This is a genomic window from Priestia sp. P5_B4 (assembly GCF_056400385.1).
The window spans coordinates 1-5659 of the sequence record NZ_JBFULJ010000208.1 but is presented as its reverse complement, the minus strand read 5'-3'; the positions used below and the strand labels follow the sequence as shown (position 1 = coordinate 5659).

Annotated in this window: 6 protein-coding genes and 1 pseudogene; 3 read left to right on the top strand and 4 right to left on the bottom strand. The window is 37.8% G+C overall.

Annotated features, from left to right (window positions below):
• The 4 genes from AC1DRF_RS15465 to AC1DRF_RS15450 form a co-directional block, all read right to left on the bottom strand.
• Positions 1–555 (bottom strand): cache domain-containing protein (locus tag AC1DRF_RS15465; protein WP_477741084.1); only part of this gene is annotated, 555 nt, incomplete at its 3' end.
• Positions 556–766: 211 nt separating this feature from the next.
• Positions 767–889 carry a YjcZ family sporulation protein gene (locus tag AC1DRF_RS15460; protein WP_013056948.1) on the bottom strand — a complete coding sequence of 41 codons (123 nt, stop codon included), beginning with the start codon at positions 887–889 and terminating at the stop codon, positions 767–769.
• A 188-nt stretch (positions 890–1077) separates the two neighbouring features.
• Positions 1078–1590 carry a GNAT family N-acetyltransferase gene (locus tag AC1DRF_RS15455; RefSeq protein ID WP_230183879.1) on the bottom strand — a complete coding sequence of 171 codons (513 nt, stop codon included), beginning with the start codon at positions 1588–1590 and terminating at the stop codon, positions 1078–1080.
• A gap of 82 nt (positions 1591–1672) precedes the next feature.
• Positions 1673–1897 (bottom strand): YczF family membrane protein, encoded by a 225-nt coding sequence (locus AC1DRF_RS15450; RefSeq protein ID WP_221783049.1) that lies wholly within the window; start codon positions 1895–1897, stop codon positions 1673–1675.
• 146 nt (positions 1898–2043) lie between these two features.
• Here AC1DRF_RS15450 and AC1DRF_RS15445 point away from each other — a divergent pair, with 146 nt between their 5' ends.
• From AC1DRF_RS15445 to AC1DRF_RS15435, 3 genes and pseudogenes are all read left to right on the top strand, one after another.
• A complete protein-coding gene (locus tag AC1DRF_RS15445; RefSeq protein WP_477741083.1) occupies positions 2044–3666 on the top strand; it encodes a spore germination protein in 1623 nt (540 codons plus the stop codon).
• Complete coding sequence (locus AC1DRF_RS15440; protein WP_477741082.1) at positions 3656–4879, top strand: Ger(x)C family spore germination protein; 1224 nt, start codon at positions 3656–3658, stop codon at positions 4877–4879. Before AC1DRF_RS15445 ends, AC1DRF_RS15440 begins: the two co-directional genes overlap by 11 nt.
• 20 nt (positions 4880–4899) lie before the next feature.
• Positions 4900–5659, top strand: a pseudogene (locus AC1DRF_RS15435) (GerAB/ArcD/ProY family transporter); the annotation flags it as partial.

The window sequence follows — 5659 nt, the reverse complement described above, 5'->3', positions numbered from 1 at the left end:
ACAGGATAAATAGTCCCGGCTTAGTTCTGCAACGATAATTCCTTTAAATTCTTTCTCATTAGTAAGAACGGGTACAGAAATGGTTACTACTTTTTGATGACGATAATTTTGAATAAGATCGGATAAAGCGTATGTATGTGTCCAATACACCTGGGTAAAATTAGCGTGATGATAAATTAAATTGTTTTGACTTGAAGCAAAAGGCGTTTCAAACTTTACGCGTTCTTGTTCATTGATATAGTAAATCGAATGAATAACTGAACTTTGTGAATTTGCTTGTTTAGCTCGGTTATACATTCGATTTATGTTAAGATCTGACTCTAGCCCCTCTCCTGCAATAAGCTGCAGYTGTGAAGCCACATGCTCAATTTCTGAATTCAGCCTTTTAGCTATAATATCTTTACTTGCAATGTTTTGAACCTTTACATCTTCTTTAATAATTTTGCTTGCATAGCCCGTAATGATGTAATAAATGATGATGCCCGGTACAATTAAAATAACCGTAAATAAAAGAAGATATTTAGTTGTAATACTTTTTGAAATAGGAAAGTTCACCTTATGCCCTCTCTTTTTTGTTAGCTGCCCCTTAAATGTAAGCGTTATTATCGATATTAAAAGTATAGCAGATATCGCTCGTGATAGGGTCTTTTAATTGTTCAATCGTTCATCATAGCCGCTAATGAGTAAATAATTTTCTTAGAAACTAACGGACTTTTAAAACACAAAAAAGCCTAAAGAAATTTCTTTAGGCTATTCAGTGATATAATTAGCAGCCGTAGCCGCCACCATAACCACCGCTATAACAACTACATCCGATAATTACTAATAGAATAAATAATACAACTAATAAAGCGAAACCAGAACCGAATCCACATCCAGCATTAGACATATAAGCACTCCCTTTCAACGTAATTTTCTGTTGCTAAAACAAAGAAGGTTCAAACATAGGGTGTTTCTCATGGATAGCTTATTGTATGTCTGCCTAGACGTTTTGGTTTGCTGTTCTGCTCATTTTTTAAAAATTGGGCTTGTTTTCGTCTTTACAGCTCAGAAAATGTAATTCCGTAAAAGTAAAGCTCATTTCCACTCTTCCTTTAAAATTGCGTAATAATATTCATCCCACCATCCTTTTTCAGTTGGAATACATTTTTTAAAATACCCTTCTCTTCTCATCCCGATCTTCTCCATAACACGATAAGAAGACGTATTCTCAGGTTGACAAGTAGCAATAATCCGATGCAGTTTCATTGTGTTAAAGCTATAGTCCACTATTGCTTTTGCCGCTTCTGAAGCATATCCTTTCTGATGATAGAGAGAATTAAATACCCAGCCAATTTCATAAGTATGGTCCCCAAAATAGTTAAAAAAGACGATATGACCAATTAGAATTTTTTCGTTTTTTAATACAACTGGAAAATTTTTAGCATTTTCTTTTATATTTTCATTTACAAATTTCTTCGCATCATCCTTACTAAACATACCTTCTGGTATGTACTTCATGACATTAGCATCAGATGTATATGCGTAGACATCTTGCCAATCTTCATATTTAAATTTGCGTATTAGTAATCTGTCAGTCTCAATGTTCATGTGGTTCTCCCCTATCTCAAAGCTATCTTTCTATACGCTTGTTTCGATAGTGAAGATACAAAAACCTCTTTGCACCAAGTTACTATTGCTTTTGCTGACGCTTCTTTAAAACAAGATAAAGTGACTCTACGAAAAAGAAAAACAAAAGAGAAAAAAGGACAAATAATTCGGCCACTTCCATTACACGAAACGGGCTTAAAGCATTGTATAGTGCCTGCAGTACGTTCGTTCCTTGAAAAAGATCAATTCCTACAGAAAGAGCGATCACAGATCCAAATAGCAGCAGGCTAACCCCAATAATTTTCATCATTTTCCCTCCTCACCTAAACATTACTTACCTCATAGGGTCGTCATTTTCATTTACCGTCATGCAAAAGATATTTTGTTAAAAATTACATAATTATACGGTTTTTGGTCAAATTAATAAAAACTATAGTAAGGGTGTTTTCATTTATGCCTTCGTTCTTTAAAAATCAACAATCTAAAAATAAACTTCCACCTCAGTCAGATCAAACAAGTAGCGAACAAACAGCTTCTTCTCTTAAGAATCTGCTGTCTGAGAACCTTACCCTCATTAAAGAGAAAACTGGAAACAGCTCAGATATTGTGATTCGTCATTTTAAAATAGGCGTCAATAACACCTTGGCTGCTGCTATCGTCTACATAGAAGGGATTGTAGATAATCAGGCTATTCAAGATTACTTACTGCAGTCTCTTATGAAAGATAATCAAAAAAATGACCTAAACGATCAAAATGCATTAGAGTTAATTTCCGAAGACATCGTAACAATCGGCAACGTATCGTTTGCAGACAACTGGAATGATTTACTTTCTTCTTTGATGTCAGGAGACAGCCTTCTTATTGTCGATGGCATAAACCGCGTACTCAGCGTGAGTACACAAGGCGGTGAAAAGCGTGCCATTGCAGAATCTACTACAGAAATGGTAGTTCGGGGACCAAAAGGTGCCTTTACTGAGTCTATCGGCACAAACTTAGCCATGGTGCGCCGAATTATTAAAACACCTGACTTATGGCTAGAGTCGATGAAAATTGGCCGGGTAACTAAAACAGATGTCACTGTTATGTATATTCATGGCATCGCAAACGATAAAGTCGTAAAAGAAATTCAAAAGCGATTTAAAAACATTGATATTGATAGTATTTTGGAATCAGGTTATGTTGAGCAGCTAATTGAAGATCAAACGGTTACTCCTTTTCCAACTATTTACAACACAGAAAGACCCGATGTGGTGGCGGGTAACCTTTTGGAAGGAAGAATTGCTATTTTTGTGGATGGAACTCCTTTTGTACTTATTGCTCCAGCGTTGTTTATTCAATTTTTCCAATCGGCTGAAGATTACTACGCACGCTTTGATATTGCCACATCCATTCGTCTTTTGCGGGTGTTTATGTTTATGATTTCACTTATCGCTCCTGCCACGTATGTGGCGGTTACGACATTTCATCAAGAGATGGTACCCACAACGCTTATTGTAGCTCTTGCGGCACAGCGAGAATCCGTTCCATTTCCCGCGTTCGTGGAAGCTTTTTYTATGGAAGTCACCTTTGAAATTTTGCGTGAAGCAGGGATTCGTTTACCAAAAGCTATCGGCTCTGCTGTATCGATCGTCGGAGCTCTTGTTATTGGGCAAGCGGCGGTTCAAGCAGGGATCGTCTCACCAGCTATGGTTATTATTGTATCGATTACAGCCATTGCTAGCTTTGCCACACCGTCTTTCGATATGGCTATTTCAGCGCGTTTAATTCGTTTTTTATTTATACTAGGAGCGGCTACATTCGGTTTCTATGGCATTATCCTTATTCTTTTAATGGGGGTTGGACACCTGTGCAGCTTACGTTCATTTGGTGTTCCTTACATGACGCCATTAGCACCCTTTATTCCTGCAAGCAATGAAGATACATTGCTGCGGTTACCTTGGTGGACGATGAGAAGAAGACCTAAATTAATTAGTAATAACAAAGTTCGTCAAAGCAAACATCAAAAGCCTGAGCCTCCTTCTTCAAGAGGTATGATTAACCAAGAAATGGAAGAAGATGATCAAAATGAAACGTAAAAGTTTATTTTTACTGGTAATGACCATAATGATGGTATTGCTTACTAGCTGCTGGAGTAAAAAAGAGTTAACGGATCTTGCATTTGTATCAGCAATGGGCATTGATAAAACGAAAGATGGGCGGTATGAGCTTACCTTTCAAATCATTAACCCGGGAAATGTAGCTGGCTTACAAGGAGGCAGCGGCACCCAAAGTCCGCCTGTTACGATCTATGCTGCTTCCGGTGATAATTTAGTTGAAGCAAGCAGACGCGCTTCGGCTAGAATTTCCCGAAGACTTTATTATGCCCATACCAATTTAGTCGTGATCGGAGAAAAAATAGCGCGTGAAGAAGGAATTAACATTCTTATTGATTCTATTGATCGCGATCCTGAGTTTCGAATTACGACTTCCTTAGTAATCGCAAACCAGTCAAGTGCTGCTGATTTGGTAAAAGCACTAACGCCTGTCGATAAAATTCCAGCAAACAAAATTATGAAAACGCTGGAGTTCACTCAAAGAAAATGGGGAGAAAACCTCAAGGTTTCTTTTCAAGAAGTGATGAAATCTCTCGAATCTCCCGGASGAGAAGCACTAGTCCCGGGTTTTCGTTTAGTTGGAAATCCTCAACAAGCAGAAAACTTAGATAATCTCCAGCAAAGCGCACCAGAAGCTAMCCTTCGTGCTTCTGGCATTGCTGTTTTTAAAAATGGAAAGTTAATCGACTGGTTGTACAATAGTCCAGCTAGAGGCAGCGTTTGGATTCTTGATAAAATACAAGGAACCGATATTAATGTAGATTGGAAAGGAAAAAAAGAAGCGCTTGCCTATCAAACAGTTCGTCAAAAAACGGATGTATCTGTAAAAATGATAAAAGGAAAACCTTATGCATCCGTTCACACTCGCGTAGAAGGCGATATTGGAGAAGTGGAGGTCCCTGTTGATACACGTCAACCTGCTGTCATCAAAAAGATGRAAAAAGCAGCAGGTAAAGAAATAAAAAAAGAATTACAAACAGCTATTAAACAAGCTCAGACAGACAAAGTTGACATCTTCGGGTTTGGAGAAGCGCTGGAACGCACGCGGCCTAATCAATGGGAAAAACTCAAATCAGAATGGGATGACGTTTATTTTCCAAAATTAAATGTAGACGTTACGGTAGAAGCTTACATTCGCCGAACAGGTCTGCGCAATAAATCATTTCTCTCTAGCCTAAAAGAAAAACAAAACTGAGGTCAGGAGGTTCTGGCTATATGGAAAAAGCAAAAATTAGCGCCACTCAATTATTTATTCTCATGGTTTTATTCGAGCTGGGAAGTGCTTTATTAGTTCCTCTTGCAATGCGAGCGAAGCAAGATGCATGGCTAGCTATTTTAATTGGAATGCTGTGCAGCTTTTTTTCTTCTTAGTCTATCATAAGCTCTATTCCTACTATCCGGACCTCCTGCCTACAGAATATATGCAGAAAATTTTAGGGAAGGCACTTGGAACACTTCTTGCATTCATATATATTGTCTATTTTTTATACGATGCATCACGAGTTCTAAGAGATTTCGGAGAGATGCTTCTTACTTTTGCCTATCCCGATACGCCTTTATTTATTGCTAATGCCTTGTTGATGCTGGTCATTATCTATATAACTCGAAAAGGTATTGAAGCGATAGCCAGATCAGGAGAGCTTCTGTTTATTTTCATGTATTTTCTAGCTGTTGCAGGCTTCATCTTAATTATTAGCTCAGGGCTAATTGATTTTAAGAACTTACAGCCGGTATTAAAAGAAGGAATACTTCCTGTTGCCAAAGTTGCTTTAACTGAAACGCTATATTTCCCTTTCACAGAAGCTATTGTATTTACCATGCTTCTTCCTTATTTAAGCAACCCCAAAAAAGCAAGTGTCACCATGCTATGCGCAACGGGATTAAGCGGAATTAATTTAATTATTACGATGATCATTAACATTAGCGTGCTTGGGGTTGATTTGACGACAAGATCACAGTTCCCTCTTCTTAGTAC